Annotated in this window: 21 protein-coding genes; 2 read left to right on the top strand and 19 right to left on the bottom strand. The window is 71.5% G+C overall.

Annotated elements, in window-relative coordinates; genetic code table 11:
• Positions 1–16: 16 nt before the first annotated feature.
• From AC5WRL_RS01970 to AC5WRL_RS01955, 4 genes are all read right to left on the bottom strand, one after another.
• Positions 17–1,384, bottom strand: a complete 1,368-nt coding sequence (locus tag AC5WRL_RS01970) for a replication-associated recombination protein A (protein ID WP_496086458.1) — start codon at positions 1,382–1,384, stop codon at positions 17–19.
• 45 nt (positions 1,385–1,429) lie between these two features.
• Positions 1,430–2,065, bottom strand: coding sequence for a vitamin K epoxide reductase family protein (locus AC5WRL_RS01965; protein ID WP_496086457.1), 636 nt, complete (start codon positions 2,063–2,065; stop codon positions 1,430–1,432).
• A 95-nt stretch (positions 2,066–2,160) separates the two neighbouring features.
• Positions 2,161–3,423 (bottom strand): histidine--tRNA ligase, encoded by a 1,263-nt coding sequence (hisS, locus tag AC5WRL_RS01960; RefSeq protein ID WP_496086456.1) that lies wholly within the window; start codon positions 3,421–3,423, stop codon positions 2,161–2,163.
• A 12-nt stretch (positions 3,424–3,435) separates the two neighbouring features.
• Positions 3,436–4,149 (bottom strand): MBL fold metallo-hydrolase, encoded by a 714-nt coding sequence (locus AC5WRL_RS01955; RefSeq protein ID WP_496086455.1) that lies wholly within the window; start codon positions 4,147–4,149, stop codon positions 3,436–3,438.
• A gap of 128 nt (positions 4,150–4,277) precedes the next feature.
• Here AC5WRL_RS01955 and AC5WRL_RS01950 point away from each other — a divergent pair, with 128 nt between their 5' ends.
• Positions 4,278–5,123, top strand: a complete 846-nt coding sequence (locus tag AC5WRL_RS01950; protein WP_496086454.1) for a peptidylprolyl isomerase — start codon at positions 4,278–4,280, stop codon at positions 5,121–5,123.
• Positions 5,124–5,535: 412 nt separating this feature from the next.
• The gene (locus tag AC5WRL_RS01945) at positions 5,536–6,723 is read left to right on the top strand and encodes a DUF349 domain-containing protein (RefSeq protein ID WP_496086453.1); all 1,188 of its coding nucleotides are present in this window, start codon (positions 5,536–5,538) and stop codon (positions 6,721–6,723) included.
• Positions 6,724–6,819: 96 nt separating this feature from the next.
• On the opposite strand, the gene AC5WRL_RS01940 is transcribed toward AC5WRL_RS01945, so the two are convergent.
• From AC5WRL_RS01940 to pgsA, 15 genes are all read right to left on the bottom strand, one after another.
• Positions 6,820–9,249, bottom strand: a complete 2,430-nt coding sequence (locus AC5WRL_RS01940) for a RelA/SpoT family protein (protein WP_496086452.1) — start codon at positions 9,247–9,249, stop codon at positions 6,820–6,822.
• 221 nt (positions 9,250–9,470) lie between these two features.
• Positions 9,471–10,031, bottom strand: coding sequence for an adenine phosphoribosyltransferase (locus AC5WRL_RS01935; protein ID WP_496086451.1), 561 nt, complete (start codon positions 10,029–10,031; stop codon positions 9,471–9,473).
• Between the two features lie 4 nt (positions 10,032–10,035).
• Complete coding sequence (gene secF / locus AC5WRL_RS01930) at positions 10,036–11,193, bottom strand: protein translocase subunit SecF (RefSeq protein WP_496086450.1); 1,158 nt, start codon at positions 11,191–11,193, stop codon at positions 10,036–10,038.
• Position 11,194: 1 nt separating this feature from the next.
• The gene (gene secD, locus AC5WRL_RS01925; protein ID WP_496086449.1) at positions 11,195–13,087 is read right to left on the bottom strand and encodes a protein translocase subunit SecD; all 1,893 of its coding nucleotides are present in this window, start codon (positions 13,085–13,087) and stop codon (positions 11,195–11,197) included.
• A 115-nt stretch (positions 13,088–13,202) separates the two neighbouring features.
• Positions 13,203–13,676 carry a preprotein translocase subunit YajC gene (yajC, locus tag AC5WRL_RS01920; protein ID WP_496086448.1) on the bottom strand — a complete coding sequence of 158 codons (474 nt, stop codon included), beginning with the start codon at positions 13,674–13,676 and terminating at the stop codon, positions 13,203–13,205.
• Between the two features lie 161 nt (positions 13,677–13,837).
• Positions 13,838–14,908, bottom strand: coding sequence for a Holliday junction branch migration DNA helicase RuvB (gene ruvB / locus AC5WRL_RS01915; protein ID WP_496086447.1), 1,071 nt, complete (start codon positions 14,906–14,908; stop codon positions 13,838–13,840).
• 54 nt (positions 14,909–14,962) lie between these two features.
• Positions 14,963–15,586, bottom strand: a complete 624-nt coding sequence (gene ruvA, locus AC5WRL_RS01910) for a Holliday junction branch migration protein RuvA (RefSeq protein ID WP_496086446.1) — start codon at positions 15,584–15,586, stop codon at positions 14,963–14,965.
• Positions 15,583–16,152, bottom strand: coding sequence for a crossover junction endodeoxyribonuclease RuvC (gene ruvC / locus AC5WRL_RS01905; protein WP_496086445.1), 570 nt, complete (start codon positions 16,150–16,152; stop codon positions 15,583–15,585). Before ruvC ends, ruvA begins: the two co-directional genes overlap by 4 nt.
• 90 nt (positions 16,153–16,242) lie before the next feature.
• Entirely contained in the window at positions 16,243–16,995 is a 753-nt protein-coding gene (locus tag AC5WRL_RS01900) for a YebC/PmpR family DNA-binding transcriptional regulator (RefSeq protein ID WP_496086444.1), read from the bottom strand.
• A 60-nt stretch (positions 16,996–17,055) separates the two neighbouring features.
• Complete coding sequence (gene pdxT, locus AC5WRL_RS01895) at positions 17,056–17,673, bottom strand: pyridoxal 5'-phosphate synthase glutaminase subunit PdxT (protein WP_496086443.1); 618 nt, start codon at positions 17,671–17,673, stop codon at positions 17,056–17,058.
• Between the two features lie 7 nt (positions 17,674–17,680).
• Positions 17,681–18,595: a pyridoxal 5'-phosphate synthase lyase subunit PdxS gene (gene pdxS, locus AC5WRL_RS01890; protein ID WP_496086442.1), complete on the bottom strand. Its 915-nt coding sequence runs from the start codon at positions 18,593–18,595 to the stop codon at positions 17,681–17,683.
• Positions 18,596–18,752: 157 nt separating this feature from the next.
• Positions 18,753–19,295 carry a hypothetical protein gene (locus tag AC5WRL_RS01885; RefSeq protein ID WP_496086441.1) on the bottom strand — a complete coding sequence of 181 codons (543 nt, stop codon included), beginning with the start codon at positions 19,293–19,295 and terminating at the stop codon, positions 18,753–18,755.
• Between the two features lie 45 nt (positions 19,296–19,340).
• The gene (locus AC5WRL_RS01880) at positions 19,341–20,537 is read right to left on the bottom strand and encodes a glycosyltransferase family 4 protein (RefSeq protein ID WP_496086440.1); all 1,197 of its coding nucleotides are present in this window, start codon (positions 20,535–20,537) and stop codon (positions 19,341–19,343) included.
• The gene (locus AC5WRL_RS01875) at positions 20,534–21,466 is read right to left on the bottom strand and encodes a phosphatidylinositol mannoside acyltransferase (RefSeq protein ID WP_496086439.1); all 933 of its coding nucleotides are present in this window, start codon (positions 21,464–21,466) and stop codon (positions 20,534–20,536) included. The genes AC5WRL_RS01880 and AC5WRL_RS01875 overlap by 4 nt, the downstream gene beginning before the upstream one ends.
• Entirely contained in the window at positions 21,463–22,134 is a 672-nt protein-coding gene (gene pgsA, locus AC5WRL_RS01870; RefSeq protein WP_496086438.1) for a phosphatidylinositol phosphate synthase, read from the bottom strand. Before pgsA ends, AC5WRL_RS01875 begins: the two co-directional genes overlap by 4 nt.
• Positions 22,135–22,229 lie beyond the last annotated feature (95 nt).

The following is a 22,229-nucleotide window of genomic DNA, read 5'->3' as shown; positions in this document are numbered from 1 at the left end:
AGTCGGAGCAGGAACGCTACGGCCGGGGGTCCTTGCCGCCCCCGGCCAGCCGCTCCCGTACCCGCTCGGCGACCTCCGCGTAGCGCGCCTCGGCGCCGCGCCGGGTCGGCCGGTAGTACCGCTTGTCGCGCACCGCGTCCGGCGCGTACTGCTGGGCCGCGATACCGTCCGGCAGATCGTGCGGGTACTGATAGCCCACCCCGTGCCCCAGCTGCTGCGCGCCCTTGTAGTGCGCGTCCCGCAGATGCCCCGGCACCGGCCCGGCCAGACCCGCCCGGACATCCGCGAGCGCGGCGCCGATCGCCACCGTGGCCGCGTTGGACTTGGGCGCCAGTGCCAGCGCGATCACCGCCTGGCTCAGGGTCAGCGAAGCCTCGGGGAAGCCGATCATCGCCACCGCCTGTGCCGCCGCCACCGCCGTGGTCAGCGCCGTGGGATCGGCCATCCCGATGTCCTCGCTGGCCGAGATCATCAGCCGCCGGGCGATGAAGCGGGGGTCCTCCCCCGCCTCGATCATCCGGGCCAGATAGTGCAGCGCCGCGTCCACGTCCGAGCCCCGGATGGACTTGATCAGCGCGCTGGCCACGTCGTAGTGCTGGTCCCCGTCCCGGTCATAGGTGACCGCGGCCCGGTCCACGGCGTCCTCCAGAGTGGCCAGGGTGATCTCCGGCTCCCCCTTGGCGAGCGCCGCACCCGCGCCGGCCTCCAGGGCGGTGAGCGCCCGTCTGGCGTCCCCCCCGGCGATCCGCAGCAGATGTGCCTCGCTGTCCGCCGGCAGCCCCACCGCCCCGTTCAGCCCGCGCTCGGAGGCCACCGCGCGGTGCAGCAGCCCGCGCAGATCGTCCTCGGTCAGCGGCTCCAGGGTCAGCAGCAGGGAGCGGGACAGCAGCGGCGAGATCACCGAGAAGTAAGGATTCTCCGTGGTGGCGGCGATCAGCGTGACCCAGCGGTTCTCCACGGCGGGCAGCAGCGAGTCCTGCTGGGCCTTGCTGAAGCGGTGGATCTCGTCCAGGAACAGCACGGTGTCCCGGGCGTACGCGCCGGAGGAGCGGCGGGCGCCCTCGATGACCGAGCGCACCTCCTTGACCCCGGCGGTGATCGCCGACAGTTCCACGAAGCGCTTGTCGGTGGCCTTGCTGACCACATGGGCGAGGGTGGTCTTGCCGGTGCCGGGCGGCCCCCACAGAATCACCGAGGACGGCCCGGCAGGACCGCCGCCGCTCTCCCCCACCAGTCGGCGCAGCGGCGATCCGGGACGCAGCAGATGCCGCTGTCCCAGGACCTCCTCCAGCGTGCGCGGGCGCATCCGGACGGCCAGCGGACTGGCGGACGGATCGCGCTCCTGACGGTCTTCCGCGGCGGCGGTGAACAGATCGGGCTCCACACCGGAAACCCTAAGTCACCCCACCGACAGTCCGTCCGGGGCGGATCAGCTGGTCCAGAAGTCCCACCAGCGGGTGAGGATCAGCATGCCGATGATCGCGACGTGCACCACCGGGAAGACCCAGTGGAACTCCTCGAAGGTCCGCCTCAGCCCGGCCGGCGCGGGGATGATGCCGTGCCGGATGTTGTGCGCCGTGGTGTACCAGAACATGAAGATCGTGGCGACCCAGGCCAGGCAGCACCACAGGCACAGCGCGCTGATCTCGTACAGCGACTGGTACTGGAGCCAGGTGCAGAAGGCCACGCCGAACAGGGTGCCGCCCTGGAGGCCGAGCCAGAACCAGCGCCGGTAGCGGGCCCCGGCCAGCAGCCCCATGCCGATCGCGATCACCGCGCCGTAGGTGACCAGGCCCAGCATCGGGTTGGGGAACCCGAAGGCCGACGCCTGATCGCTCTCCATGATGGAGCCGCAGGAGACGACCGGGTTGAGGCTACAGGCCGGGGTGAAGTCCGGGTCCTCCAGCAGGTGGAACTTGTCCAGGGTGATCACCCACGCGGCCAGCAGACCCATGAAGCCGGTGATCACCAGCAGCAGCGCGAAGCCGCGACCCGCTCCCACCACCCCCGGGTCGTCCTGAGCAGGCTCCTGCGTCCGTGCCACGTCTACCGCCGATGCCGTCATCTCGCCATTCCCGCTCGTCGTCGGATACGGCCCCAATTCTGCACCAGTGGCGGCCCTGGCCAAGGGTCCCGCGTCACCCGTTCGGCGTACCCCGGTCAGCCGAGCAGTCGCGTCAGCTCCGTGACCAGGTCGGCGGCCGGCACCGGCCGCTGCTCGCCGCTGACGAGATCCTTCAGCTGGATCACGCCTTCGGCCAGATCGCGCTCACCGGCCACCAGGGCGTACTTGGCGCCGCTGCGGTTGGCCGCCTTCATGGCGGCCTTCAGGCCCTTGCCGCCGTACGCCAGATCCGCCGCGATCCCGGCCCGGCGCACCGTGGTGACCAGGGCGAACAGCGCGCGCGCCGCCTCCTCGCCCAGCGGCACCGCGAAGACGTCGGTGGCGGCCGGCAGATCGAGCCCGACGCCCTCGGCACGCAGCGCCAGCACCGTACGGTCCACACCGATCGCCCAGCCCACCGAGGGCAGCGGGGGGCCGCCGATCATCTGCGAGAGCCCGTCGTAGCGCCCGCCGCCGCCGACCGCCGACTGGGAGCCGAGGCCGCCGTGCACGAACTCGAAGGTGGTGCGCGTGTAGTAGTCCAGGCCGCGCACCAGCTTGGGGTCGTCCTCGAAGGCGATGCCGGCCTCGGTCAGCAGTTCGCGGACCCGCTCGTGGTACGCCTTGCACGCCTGGCACAGGTGGTCGCGCATCATGGGCGCCCCGGTGAGCTGCCGCTGTACGGACTCCCGCTTGTCGTCCAGCACCCGCAGCGGATTGATCTCGATCCGGGCCCGGGTGTCCTCGTCCAGGTCCAGCGCGCGCAGGAAGTCCTGGAGGGCGGCGCGGTAGGCGGGGCGGCACTCGGCGTCGCCCAGTGAGTTCAGCAGCAGCCGTACCCGGGTCAGCCCGAGCCCCCGGTAGGCGTCGGCCGCCATGATGATCAGCTCGGCGTCCAGTGCCGGGTCCTCGGTGCCGATCGCTTCGGCACCGACCTGGGAGAAGTGCCGGTAGCGCCCGGCCTGGGCCCGCTCGTAGCGGTAGAAGGAGCCGGAGTACCAGAGCTTGACCGGCAGATTGCCGACCCGGTGGAGGTTGCTCTGGAGCGCCGCGCGCAGGACAGAGGCGGTGCCCTCGGGGCGCAGCGCCAGGTGGTCGCCGCCTTTGGTGGTGAGGGTGTACATCTCCTTGGAGACGATGTCGGTGGACTCACCGACCCCCCGGGAGAACAGCTCGACGTTCTCGAACCCGGGGGTCTCGGCATAGCCGTAGCCGGCCCGGCGCAGCGGTGCGGCGATGGCCTCGCGCACGGCGAGGAAGACCGCGGAGTCGGGGGGCAGCAGATCGTAGGTGCCCTTGGGGGCGGAGAAGGTGCTCACGGAAAGACGTCTTCACATTCCTCGTCGCGGCGCCGGGGTGTTCCCGGTGCCCTGACCGGCGGCGATCTCCCGCAGATACGGGTTGGTGGCGCGCTCGGTGCCGATGGTGGTCTGGGGGCCGTGCCCGGACAGGACGACCGTGGAGTCCGGCAGCGGCAGGCAGACACGTGCCAGCGACCGCAGGATCGCGGCGTGGTCGCCGCCGGGCAGATCGGTGCGTCCGATGGAGCCGGCGAACAGCAGGTCACCGGAGAAGAACACCGGGGGGATGTCCTCGGCTTCCGGCATCCCGAAGGTCACCGACCCCTGGGTATGGCCCGGGGCGTGCGCGACGCCGAAGGTGAGGCCGGCCAGCTCCAGCGTGCTGCCGTCGGTCAGCTCGCGCAGATCGCCGGGCTCCCCGATGGTCAGCTCGCCCAGCAGCTGCTGCCCGACGGCGCGGCCCAGGGCCTTCTCGGGGTCGGTCAGCATGTAGCGGTCCCGGGGATGGATCCAGGCGGGCACGTCATGGGCGCCGCAGACCGGGACCACCGAGGCGACATGGTCGAGATGGCCGTGGGTGAGCAGCACGGCGACCGGCTTGAGCCGGTGCCGGGCGATGGTGGCGGTGACCCCTTCGGCGGCCCGGTGCCCGGGGTCGATGATCACGCACTCCTCGCCCGCGGCGGGGGCGACCAGGTAGCAGTTGGTCCCCCAGGCCCCGGCGGGGAAGCCAGCGATGAGCACAGGCGTCCTTATGTGGTTCTCGGCTTCGGCTGTGATCGGGAAGCCTACCGGCGACGGTACGTGGCGGGCGAACCCGTATACGGTGGCGCAAGGCTTACCGGGAACGTCAGGACCAGGAGGAGAGCAGCGTGGTCAGCAAGGAGCAGCGGCGCAAGCAGCTCGCCCGGGCGAAGTGGGAGCGCCAGCAGGAGCGCCGGGGCGAGCGGTGGCGCAGGGCGCGGCGGCGCAAGGCCGTACTCGCGGCCGTGCTGGTGGTGCTCGTGGCGGGCGGCGGCACGGCCCTTGCCATGGGCGTCTTCAGTGATGACAAGGACACCACGGACGCGGCGGCGCAGGATCCGGTGGACCAGGAGACCGAGGCTCCGCCGGTGGAGGATCCGTGCGCCGCCCCGGGTGAGGGCGCGCCGTCCGAGCAGCAGTGGGACGCGGAGCCGGAGCTGACGGTGGACACGGCGGCGTCGTACACGATGCGGCTGACGACGACCTGTGGCGACATCGAGATCGCGCTGGACGCCGCGGCGGCCCCGCACACGGTCAACTCCTTCGCCTTCCTGGCGGGAGAGGGCTACCTCGACCACAGCCCGTGCCACCGGCTGGTGACCGACAGCATTCACGTGCTCCAGTGCGGCGACCCGACGGGCACCGGCATGGGCGGGCCGGGGTACACCATCCCGGACGAGAATCTGGACGCCCCCGAGGTGGCGGACGGCATCTACCCGGCGGGCACGGTGGCGATGGCCAATCAGTACAACCCGCAGGAGGACACCGGCCGGGACTCCGGCGGCAGCCAGTTCTTCCTGGTGTACGAGGACAGCCCGCTGCCGGCGGACTACACCCCGTTCGGTACGGTCACCTCGGGTCTCGATGTGCTGGAGACCATCGTGGCGGCCGGCAGCACGACCGATCCGACCACCGGGAACACCCCGCCGAACGCCACCGTGGTGATCGAGTCGGCGACGGTGGAGGCGGGCTGAGGGACGCCCGGCGGGAATTCCGTTCCGTCAGGGGCGGACAGCCGGGCGGACCGTCGCCTATGTTTGGCGGGGTACAGGGCCCCTCCCCGATCAGATGGGCCCGATGAAATTCGTGGAAGATGCCGTGGCGCGAAGCGACGGCATCGTGTGAGGAGGCGCCGTGAGCGACGCGCGACAGGCTACCGGGCCGCAGACAGGTACTGAGCCGACGCTTGACCTGTCGAGCGGAGAAGCGAACGGGGTAGCAGCGGGCGACGCGCGACCGGCTACCGGGCCGCAGACAGGTACTGAGCCGACGCTTGACCTGTCGAGCGGAGAAGCGAACGGGGTAGCAGCGGGCGATGCGGGCAGCGAGCCGGCCGGCGGCCCGTCGGCCGGCGGAGCGTGGGGGCGGGTCGACGAGGCGGGCACCGTGTACGTGCGCACCGCCGACGGTGAACGGACCGTCGGTTCGTGGCAGGCCGGTTCCCCGCAGGAGGCGCTCGCCTATTACGAGCGCAAGTTCGAGGGCCTGGCCGTGGAGATCGGTCTCCTGGAGCGCCGGGTACGGACCACCGATCTGTCCGCCAAGGACGCCCAGACGGCCATCGGTCATCTGCGGGAGCAGGTGGACGCGGCGCACGCGGTGGGCGATCTGGCCGCGCTGGGGCGCCGTCTGGACGCGCTGGGCACCGTGGTCGAGGAGCGCCGCCGCGAGCGCAAGGAGGCCCGCGCCAAGCAGGGCGAGGAGGCCAGGGCCGCGAAGGAGGCGCTGGTCGCCGAGGCCGAGGAGTTGGCGGGCAGCGAGCAGTGGCGGTCGGCCGGTGAGCGGCTGCGGGCCCTGGTCGACACCTGGAAGGGCCTGCCCCGGCTCGACCGCAAGGCGGACGACGAGCTGTGGCACCGCTTCTCGCAGGCCCGTTCGGCGTTCTCCAAGCGCCGCAAGGCGCACTTCGCCTCGCTGGACGCGCAGCGCGAGGAGACCCGGCGCCGCAAGGAGAAGCTGATCGGTGAGGCCGAGGCGCTGTCCTCGTCCACCGACTGGGGTGCGACGGCGGCCCGCTACCGGGAGCTGATGACCGAGTGGAAGGCGGCGGGCCGGGCGCACCGGGACGCCGAGGAGGATCTGTGGACCCGGTTCCGGGCCGCGCAGGATGTCTTCTTCCAGGCCCGCAGCACGCTCTTCGCCGAGCGCGACGGTGAGCAGCGGGAGAATCTGACCCGCAAGGAGGAGCTGGCGGCCGAGGCCGAGAAGCTGCTGCCGATCACCGACGTCAAGGCGGCCCGGGCGGCGCTGCGCTCCATCGGCGAGCGCTGGGAGGCGATCGGGCATGTGCCGCGTGACGCCAAGGGCGCCATCGAGGGCCGCTGGCACACGGTGGAGCGGGCCGTCGCGGAGGCCGAGGAGGCCGAGTGGCGGCGTACCAACCCGGAGGCCAGGGCCCGGGCGGCGGGGCTGACCGGTCAGCTCCAGGACGCGGTGGACAAGCTGCGCCGGCAGGCCGAGCAGGCCCGCTCGGCGGGCAACGCCTCCAAGGCGGACCGGCTGGAGAAGGAGCTGGCGGGCCGGCAGGCGCTGCTTGACCAGGCGCTCAAGGGCCTGGCCGAGTTCGGCGGCTGACCGGGCGCACACGGCACGGCGGTGGCCCCCGTACGGACGAACTCCGTACGGGGGCCACCGCCGTTTCCGGACGCTCCGGGCCGGCTCGGCGGCGACTCAGGGGCGGCGGGCCGACGTCACCCGGTAGACGTCGTAGACGCCCTCCACGCCCCGCACCGCCTTGAGTACGTGCCCCAGGTGCTTGGGGTCGCCCATCTCGAAGGTGAAGCGGGAGGTGGCGACCCGGTCCCGGGAGGTCTGTACGGCGGCGGACAGGATGTTGACGTGCTGGTCGGAGAGCACCCGGGTGACGTCCGACAGCAGCCGGGAGCGGTCCAGCGCCTCGACCTGGATGGCGACCAGGAACACCGAGGACTGGGTGGGGGCCCACTCCACGGCGAGCATCCGCTCCGGCTCCCGGGAGAGCGCGTCCACGTTCACGCAGTCGGTGCGGTGCACCGAGACGCCGTTGCCCCGGGTGACGAAGCCGATGATCGGGTCGCCCGGCACCGGGGTGCAGCAGCGGGCCAGCTTGACCCACACGTCGTCGGCGCCCTTGACCACCACGCCGGGGTCGGCGGTGGAGCGGCGCCGGCCGCGGACCGGCATCGGCGGCGCGGTCTCCGCGATGTCCTCGCTGGCCGCCTCCTCGCCGCCCACGGCCTGCACCAGCTTCTGCACCACGCTCGGCGCGGAGACATGCCCCTCGCCGATCGCCGCGTACAGCGAGGAGATGTCCGGGTAGCGCATCTCGTGGGCGAGGGTGACCAGCGAGTCGCCGGTGAGGACGTGCTGGATCGGCAGATTCTGCTTGCGCACGGCGCGGGTGAGCAGGTCCTTGCCCTGCTCGATCGCCTCGTCACGGCGCTCCTTGGAGAACCAGCCACGGATCTTGTTACGGGCCCGGGGTGATTTGACGAAGCCCAGCCAGTCACGGGACGGGCCGGCGCCCTCGGCCTTGGAGGTGAAGATCTCCACGGTGTCGCCGTTGTCCAGGGTGGACTCCAGCGGCACCAGCCGGCCGTTGACCTTTGCCCCTATGGTGCGGTGCCCGACCTCGGTGTGCACCGCGTAGGCGAAGTCCACGGAGGTGGAGCCGGCCGGCAGCGCGATCACATCGCCCTTGGGGGTGAAGACGAACACCTCGTGCCGGGACAGGTCGAAGCGCAGCGACTCCAGGAACTCCCCGGGGTCCTCGGTCTCCTTCTGCCAGTCCAGCAGCTGCCGCAGCCAGGCCATGTCGTTGACGCCCTCGCCCTTGTCGCCCTTCTTGGGGGCGTCGGAGCGGATCTTGGAGGCGCCGGCCTGGGCCTGCTGCTTGTACTTCCAGTGCGCGGCGATGCCGTACTCGGCGCGCCGGTGCATGTCGAAGGTACGGATCTGGAGCTCGACCGGCTTGCCGCCCGGCCCTATCACGGTGGTGTGCAGCGACTGGTACATGTTGAACTTGGGCATCGCGATGTAGTCCTTGAACCGCCCCGGAACCGGGTTCCAGCGGGCGTGGACCGTGCCGAGTGCGGCGTAACAGTCGCGGACGGTGTCCACCAGGACCCGGATGCCCACCAGGTCGTAGATCTCGGCGAAGTCCCGGCCCCGCACGATCATCTTCTGATAGACGCTGTAGTAGTGCTTGGGCCGTCCGGTGACGGTGGCCTTGATCCGGGCACCGCGCAGATCGCCGAGCACCTCGTCGATGACGGTCGCCAGATACTCGTCCCGTTTGGGGGCGCGCTCCGCCACCAGCCGGACGATCTCGTCGTACATCTTGGGGTAGAGGATGGCGAAGGCCAGGTCCTCCAGCTCCCACTTGATGGTGTTCATGCCCAGCCGGTGCGCCAGCGGGGCGTAGATCTCCAGGGTCTCGCGGGCCTTCTGCTCCTGCTTCTCCCGCTTGAGGAACCGCATGGTGCGCATGTTGTGCAGCCGGTCGGCGAGCTTGATGACCAGGACCCTCGGGTCCTTGGCCATGGCCACCACCATCTTGCGCACGGTCTCGGCCTGGGCCGCCTCGCCGAACTTGACCTTGTCCAGCTTGGTGACGCCGTCCACCAGCAGTGCCACTTGATCGCCGAAGTCCCGGCGCAGGGTGTCCAGGCCGTACTCGGTGTCCTCCACCGTGTCGTGCAGCAGCCCCGCCATCAGGGTGGCCGGGTCCATGCCCAGCTCGGCCAGGATGGTGGTCACCGCCAGCGGATGCGTGATGTACGGGTCGCCGCTCTTGCGCTTCTGGCCCCGGTGCCAGCGCTCGGCCACCTGATAGGCGCGCTCTATCTGCCGCAGTACGGCGGTGTCGGCCTTGGGGTCGTTGGCGCGGACCACCCGCAGCAGGGGTTCGAGGACCGGGTTGTACGGGCTGGAGCGCTGGACGCCGAGCCGCGCGAGCCGGGCCCGTACCCGGTTGGAGGAGCCGGAGCGGCCCGAGACCCCGGACACCGCGGCCGGCGGCGCCGGGGCGTGGGCGTCCGAACCGTCACGCCGGGTGGCGGCCGGTGACGGTGCGGTCTTCTTCCGCTGGGTGGAGGTGAGCGGCGGGGACTCGTCGGGCAAGGGCACTCCTCTTCGGGCCCTGTCCCGCCCGCGGACGGTCGGCACAGGGAGCGGTACTCCGGGCCTCTCTGGGCCCAAGGAGAGTCCGGCCGGAGAACGATCGGACTGCCATGGTATCGAGCCTAGGGCAACGGCTCCCGCCGGGCGCAGCGGACCGGCCCGCGGAACGCGGCAGCGCCCCGGACCGTGCGGGGCACGGTCCGGGGCGCTGTGGGCCGGTCTCAGAGGGTGATGAGGGAGTGCAGCGGGGCATCGCCCAGCTCGGCCAGCACGCGGTCGCGGCCGGCCAGGAAGGACAGCTCCAGCAGCACGGCGAACCCGGCCACCTGGGCGCCGGTGCGGCTGACCAGCCGCAGCGCCGCCTCGGCGGTGCCACCGGTGGCCAGCACGTCGTCGATCACCAGTACCCGGTCCTGCGCGGTGAGATCCTCGGCGTGGATCTCGATCTCCGCGCTGCCGTACTCCAGCTCGTAGCGCTGCCCGAGGGTGGCGCCGGGGAGCTTGCCGGCCTTGCGGGCCGGGATGAAGCCGATGCCGGCCCGTACCGCCACCGGGGCGGCCAGGATGAACCCGCGGGCTTCCAGGGCGACCACCTTGGTGGCGCCGGTGGTTTCGGCGATCTCGGCCAGCGCGTCGGTGAGGGCTCCGAAGGCCACCGGGTCGGCGAGCAGCGGCGTGATGTCCTTGAAGAGCACCCCCGGCTCGGGGTAGTCGGGGACATCGCGGATCCGGTCGAGCAGCAGGCCGCGCAGCCCGGCCGCGTCAGGGGTCACCGAGGTCATCGGGTCACCGCCGCTTTCCGGACGGGCGGCCCCGGCCCCGGTTGCGGGAGGCCGGCTGACGCCGCGGGCCGACCACGGAGCCGGCCGCCGCGGCGGCCTCGTCCTGGTCCTCGTCGGGTCCGCCGACCGGCGTGTCGTCGACCTCGGACTCGGACACGGACTCGGACACCGTGCCGGCCTCCTCCTCCGCGGCCCGCTTCGCCCGCTTGGCCAGCACCTTCTTGTCGTGCGCCTTGATGGGGCGCTCACGGATCTTGAAGTCGGCGACCAGCGGGGTGGCGATCACGATGGAGGAGTAGGCACCGGCGGTCAGCCCCACGAACAGCGACAGCGCGATGTCGTTGAGCATGCCGCCGCCGAGCACCCCGCCACCGATGAACAGCAGCGCCGCCACCGGCAGCAGGGCGACCACCGAGGTGTTGATCGAGCGCACCAGGGTGCCGTTCAGGGAACGGTTGGCCAGCTCGCCGTAGGTGAAGCTGGTCTGCTTGGTGAAGTTCTTCGTGGTCTCCTTCAGACCGTCGAAGACCACCACCGTGTCGTACAGCGAGTAGCCGAGGATGGTCAGCAGACCGATCACGGTGCCCGGGGTGACCTCGAAGCCGACCAGGGCGTACACCCCGACCGTGATGGTGAGGTCGTGGATGAGCGCGATCAGCGCCGCCAGGGCCATCCGCCACTCGAAGGCGATGGCGAGATAGATGACCACCAGCACCATGAAGATGGCAAGACCCTGCCACGCCTTGTTGGCGATCTGGGAGCCCCAGCTGGGGCCAACCAGTTCGGCGTTGAGGTCCTGGGCCGGGATGCCGAGCTCGTCGGCGAGCGCCTCCCGGGTCACCTGGGACTGCTCGGTGTCCAGGCCGGAGACCTGGATCCGCAGCGCGCCGTTGTTGCCGAGCGACTGGACCAGGGCCTGGCTGCCGGATGCCTCCTCGGCGACCTCCCGGGCCCGTTCCACGCTGACGTCGGTGGCCTCCGTGGTGAAGACGGCACCGCCGGAGAACTCCACGCCCATGTGCAGTCCCCGGACCCCGAGGCCGGTGAACGCGAGGATCGTGATGAGGATGGAGACGCCGTACCACAGCCAGCGCTTGCCGACGAAGTCGTAGCCGATCTCGCCGCGGTGGAGCCGGGCTCCGAGATCACCGAGCCGTGACATCTCACGCCTCCTTCGGGTCGCTGGGAACGGTCACCGGCTTGTGGGTACGCCGCAGCGGCGGGGACATGCCGAGCCGCTTGGGGTCGAGTCCGGACCAGGCATGGCCGCCGGAGAAGAACTTCTTCCGGGCCAGCAGCGTCATGACCGGCTTGGTGAACAGGAAGACCACCACCACGTCCAGGGCCGTGGTCAGGCCCAGGGTGAAGGCGAAGCCCTGCACCTTGCCGACCGAGACCACGAAGAGCACGGCCGCGGCCAGGAACGAGACGAAGTCGGAGACCAGAATGGTGCGCCGGGCGCGTGGCCAGCCGCGCTCCACGGCGGTGCGCAGGGTGCGGCCCTCCCGGATCTCGTCCCTGATCCGTTCGAAGTAGACGATGAAGGAGTCGGCGGTGATACCGATGGCGACGATCGCGCCGCAGACGGCCGGCAGGTTCAGCGCGAAGCCGATGGCCGGGCCGAGCAGCGCCATGATCGAGTAGGTCAGTATCCCGGAGACCACCAGCGAGGCCAGCGCGATCAGCGACAGGCCCCGGTAGTAGAACAGCATGTAGAGCACCACCAGGCCGAGGCCGATGGCGCCGGCGATCAGACCCGCCTGGAGCTGCTCGCCGCCCAGCATGGGCGACACGGTGGTGACGCTGGACTCCTCGAAGGTCAGCGGCAGCGCGCCGAACTTGAGGACGTTGGCCAGGTTCTCGGCGCTCTCCTGGTCGAAGGAGCCGGAGATCTCGGCGTTGCCGCCGGAGAGCCGCTGGTTGACGCTGGGCGCGGAGACGGTCTCGCCGTCCAGCACGATGGCGAACTGGTTCTGCGGCGAGGGCAGGGCGGCCAGCTCGCCGGTGACGTCCGCGAACTGGTTGGCGCCGGAGTTGGTGAACTCCATCTGCACGATCCAGCCCTGGCCGCGCTGGGTCTCGTAGACCGCGTTGGCGCTCTTCACACCGGTGCCGGGCACCGCCACCGGGCCCAGGGCGTACTTCCAGGCACCGTCCACGTCGCAGGAGACGATGGGCTGGTCGGTGTCCGCCTGGGCCGCCGCCTTGCGGGCGGCGTTGCGGGCGTCGTCGGTGGAGCAGTCCAGCGCGTCCAGCCGGGCCTGGAGATCCGCGGCTTCCTGCTGGGCCTGGTCCTGCGCGGGGTCGGTGGCCGCGTCGTCGGTGGTGGCGGAGTCGTCCGTGGTGGCCGCGTCGTCCGTACGGAAGGAGGCGGTGGTGGCGGTCGCCGCGCCGTTGCCGGTCGGTGCCAGGCTCTGGTCCGTGGTGCCGTCGCCCTGGTCGGCGCTGTCGCCGCTGTCCGAGCCGGTGTCGGCGCTGTCGCCGCTGTCCGAGCCGGTGTCGGCGCTGTCGCCCGTGTCGGCGCTGTCCGAGCCGGTGTCCCCGGTGTCGGCGCTGCCGTCCGTGCCCGGATCGGTGCCGTCGCCCTGGTCGGCGGTGCCGTCGCCCGTGTCATCGGGGAGCGGGAGCGCCGAGCCCACCGAGAGCACCGGCCGGAAGCCCAGCTCGGCGGTGGTGCCGACCTGCTCTCTGGCCTGTTCGCTGTCGGTGCCCTTGGGGATGTTGACGATGATGTTCCGGTCGCCCTGGGTCTGGACCTCGGCTTCCTGGACACCCAGACCGTTCACCCGTCGCTCGATGATCGAGACGGCGGTGTTCAGATTGGTCGGGTTGATGGCGGACTGATTCTTCTCGTCCGTCGTCGCCGAGAGCGTGATGCTGGTGCCCCCGGCCAGGTCGATGCCCAGTCGCGGCGTGGTGTGCCCGGAGGCGAACATGCCCGCCGTGAGCCCTGCCACGATCAGGAGGATCAGCAGCAGGGGGCGCCACGGCTTCCCCTGACCTCCGGACAGGTCCCGCTTCCTGGGGGACCGGAAGTCGTTCTTCGGTGTCGCCACCTTCTCGTCTCTCTCTGCCTACGACCCGCGCCCGGGACCGCCACGCGGACGGACGGGGTGATGGACGGGCGGACCGGTGCGCCGATCCCCTGGTGGGGCGGGCGGCACCGGCGGCTCAGGACTTGGACCCGTTCTCCCCGTCGCGCGTGGAGTCCTCGGTCTTGGTCTCTGCGTCGGCATCGGCGGCGGCCTCGGCGGAGTCCTTCTTGCCCAGTTCGACCCGGTCCGCGTCATCGGCGCCGGCGCCCTCGGTCAGCGAGGAGGCGTCGTCCGGGACCACGGGGGTGTCCTCGTCGTCGTACGGCGACTCTCCGGTGATGATGCGCTGGTACTCGTCGGCGTCCAGCACCGCCCCGATGGCGTTCTTGGCGAACAGGGCGTGCACACCCGGTGCGAGTTCCAGCAGGACGGTGTCGTCCCGGACCTCCTTGACCTCGGCATACATTCCGCCGATGGTCCGCACACCGGTGCCGGGCTCCATCGCGTCACGCATTTCCATGGCCTGACGCTGCCGGTTCTTGGCCGACCGCGTCATCAGGAACATGACGCCGATGAGGAGAATGAAGGGGAAGAGAAACGCGATATCCACGGTGGAGGAATTTCCTTCGTATAACCGCTGTCGCGGCCTTGTATTCGGGGGCGGGGATGCCGTCCTGGGTCGGATGACGTCGGCGGAGTCTAACGAGGCCGCGCCTGGGGAACAACGTCTCGGATGCTATCGGAGTTCCGTTACAGCGTAAGCCCGTGCGGTCACGACTCGAACAAACCTTCTTGTGGTCCGCCGGCCGCCGATGTCCCCTGGGGGGGTCGCAGTCCGAGATGGTCCCAGGCGGCGGGGGTGGCGACCCGGCCCCGGGGGGTACGGGCCAGCAGCCCCTCGCGCACCAGGAACGGCTCGGCGACCTCCTCCACGGTCTCCCGCTCCTCCCCCACCGCGACCGCCAGCGTGGACAGCCCCACCGGGCCGCCACCGAACAGTTTCAGCAGCGCCTGGAGCACCGAGCGGTCGAGCCGGTCAAGGCCCCGGTCGTCCACCTCGAAGACCGCCAGCGCCCGGGCCGCCGCCTCCCGGGTGACCGTCCCGTCCCCCTTGACCTGCGCGTAGTCCCGTACCCGGCGCAGCAGCCGGTTGGCGATCCGGGGAGTGCCACGGGAGCGGCCGGCGATCTCCGCCGCGCCGTCGTCGGTGGTGACGACGTCCAGCAGCCGGGCGGAGCGCTGGATCACCCGTTCCAGTTCGGCGGGGGCGTAGAACTCCATGTGGCCGGTGAAGCCGAAGCGGTCGCGCAGCGGTGGCGGCAGCAGCCCGGCCCGGGTGGTGGCACCGACCAGGGTGAAGGGCGGCAGCTCCAGCGGGATGGCGGTGGCGCCCGGTCCCTTGCCGACGATGACATCGACCCGGAAGTCCTCCATCGCCATGTAGAGCATCTCCTCGGCGGGCCGGGACATCCGGTGGATCTCGTCGAGGAAGAGCACCTCGCCCTCGGTGAGCGAGGACAGGATCGCGGCCAGGTCCCCGGCGTGCTGGATGGCGGGCCCGGAGGTGATGCGGATCGGGGCGCCCATCTCGGCGGCGATGATCAGGGACAGGGTGGTCTTGCCGAGCCCCGGGGCCCCCGACAGCAGCACATGGTCGGCGGTGCCGCCACGGGCCCGGGCGGCCCGCAGCACCAGATCGAGCTGCTCGCGGACCTTGGGCTGGCCGACGAACTCCGTGAGGTCCTTGGGCCGCAGAGCGGCCTCGGCGGCCAGCTCCTCCCCCTCTGCGGTGGCCCCCACCAGCCGGCCGGTGTCCTGCGGTGGCTGTTCGTCCCAGTTCATCGGGGCTTCTTCCTCGTCTTCCTGGGTTTCTGGGTTTCCTGGGGGTCCCGGTCCTCAGCGGGCCCGGTTGAGGGTTTGCAGGGCGGCGCGCAGCAGGCGGGGAACCGGGACCGGGGTGCCGTCGGCGGCGACCGCCTCGGCCTGCGGGGCGATCACCCCGATCGCCTCCTCGGCCTCCCGGGGGGCGTACCCGAGGCCGGTGAGCGCGGTCATGAGCTGCTCGCGCCAGTCGGGCGGCCCGGCGGGGGCGGTGGCGGGGCGGGGCGGCCCGCCGACCGGGTCGCCGAGCCGGTCCTTCAGTTCGAGGAGGAGTTTCTGCGCCCCCTTCTTGCCGATGCCGGGTACGGCGGTCAGGGCCTTCTCGTCCCCGGCGGCGACCGCCCGGCGCAGTCCGTCGGGGCTGTGCACGGCGAGCATGGCCTGGGCGAGCCGGGGGCCGACGCCGGAGGCGGTCTGGAGGAGTTCGAAGACCTGCCGCTCGTCGTCGTCGGCGAAGCCGTACAGGGTGAGGGAGTCCTCGCGGACCACCAGCGAGGTGGCGAGCCGGGCGGGTTCTCCCACCCGCAGCGCGGCGAGGGTGCCGGGGGTGCACTGCACGGCCATGCCGATGCCGCCGACCTCCACCACGGCGGTGTCGGGGGCGAGTGCGGAGACGGGTCCTTGGACAAAGGCGATCACGGTTCGATGGTGCCCTTCGCAACTCGTACGGGCGTGGTGCGCCGCGCGCCGGAGCCGGCCGCGGTGGCGGTGGCCCGCAGCAGCCGCTGCTGGGCGGCACCGCGCCAGATGTGACAGATCGCCAGCGCGAGGGCGTCGGCGGCGTCGGCCGGCTTGGGGGGTGCGGACAGCCGCAGCAGCCGGGTGACCATGGCGCCGACCTGGGCCTTGTCGGCCCGGCCGCTGCCGGTGACGGCGGCCTTGACCTCGCTGGGGGTGTGCAGGGCCACCGGCAGGCCGCGCCGGGCGGCGCACAGCATCGCCACGGCGCTGGCCTGGGCGGTGCCCATCACGGTGCGCACATTGTGCTGGCTGAAGACCCGCTCGACGGCGACGGCCTCGGGTTGGTGCTCATCGAGCCATTCCTCGATGCCGCGCTCGATGAGCACCAGCCGCTGTGGGGTGTCCTGCTCGGCGGGGGTACGGACCACGCCGACCGCCACCATCCGCAGCGGACGCCCGGCGACGCCGTCCACCACACCGACCCCGCACCGGGTCAGCCCCGGGTCCACACCCAATACCCGCACCGGACTCCCTCGCTCCCCGTGCCCCGATCAGCACCTGTGCTCCGGCCACGAAGGCTATCGGGCGGCACTGACAGGGAGGGTGAGCGGGCGTCAGGCGTCGACCTTCGCCATGATCTCGTCGGCGACGTCGAAGTTGGCGAAGACGTTCTGCACGTCGTCGCTGTCCTCCAGCGCGTCGATCAGTTTGAAGATCTTGCGGGCGCCGTCCTCGTCCAGCTCGACCTGCATGGTGGGCAGGAAGCTGGCGTCCGCCGAGTCGTAGTCGATCCCGGCTTCCTGGAGGGCGGTGCGCACCGCGACCAGGTCGGTGGCCTCGCTGACCACCTCGAAGGACTCGCCGAGGTCGTTGACCTCCTCGGCGCCGGCCTCCAGCACGGCGTCCAGCACGTCGTCCTCGGCGCGGTCGGCCTTGGGCACGATGATGACGCCCTTGCGGTGGAACAGGTACGACACGGACCCGGGGTCGGCCATCGAGCCGCCGTTGCGGGTCATGGCGACGCGCACGTCCGAGGCGGCCCGGTTGCGGTTGTCGGTGAGGCACTCGATGAGGACCGCGACACCGTTGGGACCGTAGCCCTCGTACATGATCGTCTGATAGTCGGCGCCGCCCGCCTCAAGACCGGCGCCGCGCTTGACAGCACGGTCGATGTTGGTGTTGGGGACGGAATTCTTCTTCGCCTTCTGCACGGCATCGTAGAGCGTCGGGTTGCCGTCCAGGTCGGCGCCGCCGGTCCGGGCCGCGACCTCGATGTTCTTGATCAGCTTGGCGAAGAGCTTGCCGCGCTTGGCATCGATCACGGCCTTCTTGTGCTTGGTGGTAGCCCACTTAGAGTGGCCGGACACAGCCTTGCTCCTTCAGATGTCACCAACAGAACCAGTGCCGGAGATCCTACCGTCAGCGGCTCAATCCGCCCGCCGCACCATCTCGGTGAACAGCGCGTGCACCCGGTTGTCTCCGGTCAGCTCCGGGTGGAACGCCGTGGCCAGCAGGTTTCCCTGGCGTACGGCGACCGGGTGGCCGTCGTGGCGGGCCAGCGCGGTGGCGCCGGCGCCCAGCGACTCCACCCAGGGCGCGCGGATGAACACCCCGTGCACCGGGCCGCCGCTCACCCCTTCGAGATCGACGGCGGCCTCGAAGGACTCGTTCTGCCGGCCGAACGCGTTGCGGCGCACGATCATGTCGATCCCGCCGATGGTCTCCTGGCCCGAGCGCGGGTCCAGGATCTTGTCGGCGAGCAGGATCATGCCGGCGCAGGAGCCGTAGACCGGCAGCCCGGCCCGTACCCGCTCGCGCAGCGGCTCCAGCAGCCCGAAGGCGGCGGCCAGCTTGGAGATGGTGGTGGACTCCCCGCCGGGGAGCACCAGGCCCTGGACGCCGTCGAGTTCTTCGGGGCGGCGGACGGCCCTGGCGTCGGCGCCGACGGCGGTGAGCGCGGCGAGATGCTCGCGGACGTCGCCCTGGAGGGCGAGCACGCCCACCGCCGGGGCGCCGGGCGTGCTCGTGGAGGGTGTCGCGGTCATCTTCGGGTTACCAGCCACGCCCTGCGTAGCGCTCGGTGTCGGGCAGGGTGTCGATGTTGATGCCGACCATGGCCTCGCCCAGGCCGCGGGAGACCTCGGCGATGACCTTGGGGTCGTCGTAGAAGGTGGTGGCCTTGACGATGGCGGCGGCGCGCTGGGCGGGGTCGCCGGACTTGAAGATGCCGGAGCCGACGAAGACGCCCTCGGCGCCGAGCTGGCGCATCAGCGCGGCGTCGGCCGGGGTGGCCACGCCGCCGGCGGAGAACAGCACGACGGGCAGCTTGCCCAGTTCGGCGACCTCGCGGACCAGCTCGTACGGGGCGCGCAGTTCCTTGGCCGCGGCGTACAGCTCGTGGTTGTCCAGGGAGCGCAGCCGGCCGATGTCGCCCTTGATCTGCCGCATGTGGCGCACGGCCTCGACGACGTTGCCGGTGCCGGCCTCGCCCTTGGAGCGGATCATGGCCGCGCCCTCGGAGATCCGGCGCAGGGCCTCGCCGAGGTTGGTGGCACCGCAGACGAAGGGGGTGGTGAAGGACCACTTGTCGGTGTGGTTGACCTCGTCGGCCGGGGTGAGCACCTCGGACTCGTCGATGTAGTCGACACCCAGCGCCTGGAGGACCTGGGCCTCCACGAGGTGGCCGATGCGGGACTTGGCCATCACGGGGATGGAGACGGCCTCGATGATGCCGTCGATCATGTCGGGGTCGGACATCCGGGCGACCCCGCCGTCCTTGCGGATGTCGGCCGGCACCCGCTCCAGCGCCATGACCGCGACCGCGCCGGCGTCCTCGGCGATCTTCGCCTGCTCGGGGGTGACGACGTCCATGATCACGCCGCCCTTGAGCTGCTCGGCCATGCCGCGCTTGACGCGGGCCGTGCCGGTCTCGGGGGTCTGGGGGGTGGTGGGGGACGTGCTGGACACGAATTGACCTCACTCGGCAGTTAATAGTGCGACATGACCATCGTAGGCCCGGGTGGGCATCGGCCACGAACGGCCCGGCCACCACCAGCGATGACACCCGCCCACCGGGCCGGCGGCAAGGGCCAATCCGCGCTCGGTGGCCTGCGGCCCGGCACGATCAGGCAGCCGCGAGCGCGCCCGGCGGCTCGTCGTCCATCTCGAAGGCCAGCGGGGACGGCGCGTGGCCGGCCAGCCGGAACCAGCGCACCGTACGGTGCCGGCGCAGCGCCCGGGCCGCCCGTACCGAGTCGTTGTGGAACCGCCGCGCCATCGGCACCCGGCGCACCGCGGCCACCAGCTCCTGAACGGTGTCCTCTCCGCCCGGTGCCTCCCGCACCGCCCGCACCTGGTCGTTCTCCCCCAGGACCGCGCGCAGCGCCTGGCTCAGCTCGGACTCGGCGACCTCGCGCTGCTCGTCCTCGGCCAGCCGGGCGGCGTGCGCCGCCTGATTGAGCACCATGGAGGCGGCCGGATCGAAGATGCCGGAGGTGGCCACCTCCTGAGCGATGGAGGCGCGGCGCAGCAATTGCGCGTCGAGCGCCGCCCGGGCGGCGTCGATCCGGGCATGCAGCCGGTCGAGCCGCCCGGCCGTCCAGCTGAGATACACGCCGATCAGCACCAGCGCGACGGCGATCCACAGAGGCCAACTGAGAAGAGTCACGGCCGGTCACCCTATCGGGCCCACCGGTGCGGCGCGCGGACCGGATTACTCCTTGGCGTCCCTGGCCTGCTTCGCTTCCTTCGGCTCCCGGGTGAGGCCGAGGCGGCCCAGCAGGCCGACCCGGTCGTCGGGGGCGACCGCTCCGCCGCCGGCGGTGACCGTCTCGTAGACCGCCAGGATGTCGTTGCCCACCGTGGACCAGTCGAAGCGCCGCACATGGCGGCTGCCGTACGCGCGCAGCGCGGCGCGCCGCTCGGGGTCGTCCAGCAGGGCCACGGTGGCGGCGGCCAGGGCGTCGGCGTCCTCATTGGGGAACAGCTCACCGGCCGCACCGCCGTCCAGCACCTGGGCGAACGCGTCCAGGTCGCTGGCCAGCACCGGAGCCCCGGCGGACAGCGCCTCCACCAGGATGATGCCGAAGCTCTCGCCACCGGTGTTGGGCGCGATGTACACATCGACGCTGCGCAGCAGCCGGGCCTTGTCCTCGTCGCTGACCATCCCCAGGAACTCCACCTGGGAGCGCATCGCCGCGGGCAGCGAGGCCACCGCCTCCTTCTCGTCCCCGCGCCCGGCCACCAGCAGCCGGGTGTCGGGGCGTTCGGCGAGGATCTTGGGCAGCGCCCGCATCAGCACCGGAAGCCCCTTGCGGGGCTCGTCGATCCGGCCGATGAAGCCGATGGTCTTCCCCTGCCACTCCGCCTTGGGCTCGGCGTCGGCGAAGAAGCCGACATCGACACCGTTGGGGATCACCACCGCGTCGCCGCCCAGGTGTTCGACCAGGGTGCGGCGCGCGTACTCGCTGACGGCGATCCGGGCGCTGATCTTCTCCAGGGCGGGCTGGAGGATGGGATAGGCCGTGGCCATCGCCCGCGAGCGCGGGTTGGAGGTGTGGAAGGTGGCCACGATCGGGCCCTTGGCGGCCCAGCAGGTGAGGAGCGCGAGCGAGGGCGCGGCCGGCTCGTGGACGTGCAGCACGTCGAAGTCGCCGTCGTGCACCCAGCGCCGCACCCGGGCGGCGGACAGGAAGCCGAAGTTGAGCCGGGCGACGGAGCCGTTGTACGGCACCGGGATGGCCCGGCCGGCGGCCACCGCGTACGGGGGCAGCGCGGTGTCCTCGTCGGCGGGGGCCAGCACCGACACCTGGTGGCCCTGCCGGATCAGATGCTCGGCCAGATCGCGGATGTGGAACTGCACCCCGCCGGGGACGTCCCAGGAGTAGGGGCAGACGATGCCGATTCTCATGCCGCGCGGTCCTCCCGCTGTGCGGCGCCCGGCTCGCCGGGACGCGGTTCGAGATCGGCCAGCCACAGCCGCTGGAGCATGTGCCAGTCCTGCGGGTTCCGGGCGATACCGGCGGCGAAGGTGTCGGCCAGGGTCTGGGTCATGAGGGCGGTCTTCTCCGCCCGGGTGCCCTCGGCCGGCGGCTCCACCACGGGGTGGACGCGGCCCTTTATCACCGAGGTCTCGTCGTACCACAGCTCGACCGGGAACAGCGCGGCCCCGGTCTGCTGGGCGAGCAGCGCGGGCCCGGCCGGCATCCGGGTCGGCTCGCCGAAGAAGCTGACCTCCACCCCGGAGGCGGACAGATCGCGGTCGGCCACCAGCGCGACCACCCCGCCCTTGCGCAGCCGGCGGGACAGTATCCCGAAGGCGGAGCCGCCGGTGTGCGGCAGCACCTCCATGCCCAGGCCCTCGCGATAGGCGACGAAGCGGTCGTACAGCGTCTCCGGCTTGAGCCGCTCGGCGACGGTGGTCAGTGGCATGCGCAGTTCGGTGACCAGCCAGGCGCCGGCCACGTCCCAGTTGCCGCAGTGCGGCAGCGCGAGCACCACCCCGCGCCCCTCCTTGAGGGTGTCGGTGACCTGGTGGAAGTCGGCCACATGGAAGCAGTTCCTTATGCGGTCCTCGTTCCACACCGGCAGCCGGAAGGACTCGATCCAGTACCGCAGGTAGGAGCGCATCCCGGCCCGGGACAGCTCGCGCAGCCGGTCCGGGGAGGCGTCGGGCACCACCCGCGCGTAGTTGGCCTCCAGGCGGCGTACGGCCGGCCCGCGGCGGCGCCAGGTGGTGTCGGCGACCCGGCGTCCCAGGGCCGTGGCCGCCGGCTCCGGGAGCCGTTTGACGGTGGCCCAGCCCAGGCCGTACAGCGCGTCGCTCAGCCGCTGCTTCATTCCGCTCCGTTCCGTGCCGCGTGCGCCGCGTCGGCCGCGTCGGCCTCGGCCGACTCCCGGCGCACGGTGACCACCCGCTGCACGATGGTGACCAGCGAGCCCACGGCGACCACCCACAGCGCGATCGGCAGCAGCACCCCGATGTGCGGTACGGAGAAGGTCTTCTCGAAGCCGGCCAAGCCGGTCAGCACCAGGGTGATGGTCAGCCGTTCGGCGCGCTCCACCAGACCGTTGACGTTGACGGGCAGCCCGATGCTCTCGCCCCTGGCCTTGGTGTACGAGACCACCTGACCGCTGGCGAGGCAGACCAGGGTGACCGCGCACAGCAGCAGGTCGTCCCCGTTGCCCGCGAACCACAGGGCCAGCGCGGAGAAGATCGCGGCGTCGGCGACCCGGTCCAGGGTGGAGTCCAGGAACGCGCCCCACCGGCTGGAGGTGCCCAGCTGGCGGGCCATGTTGCCGTCCACCAGGTCGGAGAAGACGAACAGTGTGATGACGACGGTGCCCCAGAAGAACTCGCCGCGCGGATAGAAGGCCAGTGCTCCCGCCATCACTCCGGCGGTACCGACGCAGGTCACGGCGTCCGGGCTGACCCGCAGCCGCAGCAGCAGCGCGGCGAACGGCGTGAGGACACGCGTGAAGAACGCACGCGCGTACTTGTTGAGCATGACCTTCCCAGGGGTCGGTGACGGGCCGGGGGTCGAACGGCCTCCGGCCGCCCCATCGTAGTCACGCCGCGCGGTGTCAAGGGCCCCCAGGGGGC

This window comes from Streptomyces sp. NTD107, assembly GCF_059510435.1.
Note: the sequence above shows the minus strand (reverse complement) of the source record. Positions and strands in the feature narration are given on the sequence as shown.

Excerpts from the sequence above, each read along its gene's own strand:
- AC5WRL_RS01965 (WP_496086457.1), bottom strand. The coding sequence starts at position 2,065 with ATGACGGCATCGGCGGTAGACGTGGCACGGACGCAGGAGCCTGCTCAG.
- AC5WRL_RS01935 (WP_496086451.1), bottom strand. The coding sequence starts at position 10,031 with ATGACCTCGGTGACCCCTGACGCGGCCGGGCTGCGCGGCCTGCTGCTC.
- secF (WP_496086450.1), bottom strand. The coding sequence starts at position 11,193 with ATGTCACGGCTCGGTGATCTCGGAGCCCGGCTCCACCGCGGCGAGATC.
- ruvB (WP_496086447.1), bottom strand. The coding sequence starts at position 14,908 with ATGAACTGGGACGAACAGCCACCGCAGGACACCGGCCGGCTGGTGGGG.
- pdxT (WP_496086443.1), bottom strand. The coding sequence starts at position 17,673 with ATGACCGCGACACCCTCCACGAGCACGCCCGGCGCCCCGGCGGTGGGC.
- AC5WRL_RS01880 (WP_496086440.1), bottom strand. The coding sequence starts at position 20,537 with ATGAGAATCGGCATCGTCTGCCCCTACTCCTGGGACGTCCCCGGCGGG.
- AC5WRL_RS01875 (WP_496086439.1), bottom strand. The coding sequence starts at position 21,466 with ATGAAGCAGCGGCTGAGCGACGCGCTGTACGGCCTGGGCTGGGCCACC.
- pgsA (WP_496086438.1), bottom strand. The coding sequence starts at position 22,134 with ATGCTCAACAAGTACGCGCGTGCGTTCTTCACGCGTGTCCTCACGCCG.